At 57.0% G+C, this 446-nt stretch carries 1 protein-coding gene; it reads left to right on the top strand.

Annotated features, from left to right (window positions below; translation table 11 throughout):
• Window positions 1-446: hypothetical protein (locus H6A60_RS12615; RefSeq protein ID WP_205105177.1), on the top strand; the 446-nt coding region annotated here is incomplete at both ends.

The following is a 446-nucleotide window of genomic DNA, read 5'->3' as shown; positions in this document are numbered from 1 at the left end:
CTCTATGAAGCGATGCTCATGCGCTTTGCCGAAGTGCCGCCGCTCTTTGAGCGTGAAAAAGCGCTGCGCGCATTCCTCGACCGAAGCCGTTTCTATGAAGTCTTTGCGCTCATGAAGGTGCTCGCCGAAATCACCGACGCAGGCTGGACGCTCACGCAAAAAACACGCTGGATTTACGACGTCTTCCTGAGCACCACGAACGCTTCGCTTAAGTCGGCCAATACCTTTGTTTTCGAGAGACCCGACGACAAGCACCGCATCACCGTCTACTACGAGCCGGTCCTCAAGATGGCGGGGAAAGCGCCAGTGAACGGAATCGGCCTCGTGAGAACGTCCGCTTTAGCATTCAATTCGGCGCTTGGCATCCTGGAGTCGCTCAGGGGCAGCGACCCCTCGCGTGCGGTACTCACCCCCGACATTGTCGTCTGTGTTGCTGAAGGTAAAGA

Source organism: Sutterella massiliensis (assembly GCF_016899755.1).
GTDB lineage: Bacteria > Pseudomonadota > Gammaproteobacteria > Burkholderiales > Burkholderiaceae_F > Sutterella > Sutterella massiliensis.
Note: the sequence above shows the minus strand (reverse complement) of the source record. Positions and strands in the feature narration are given on the sequence as shown.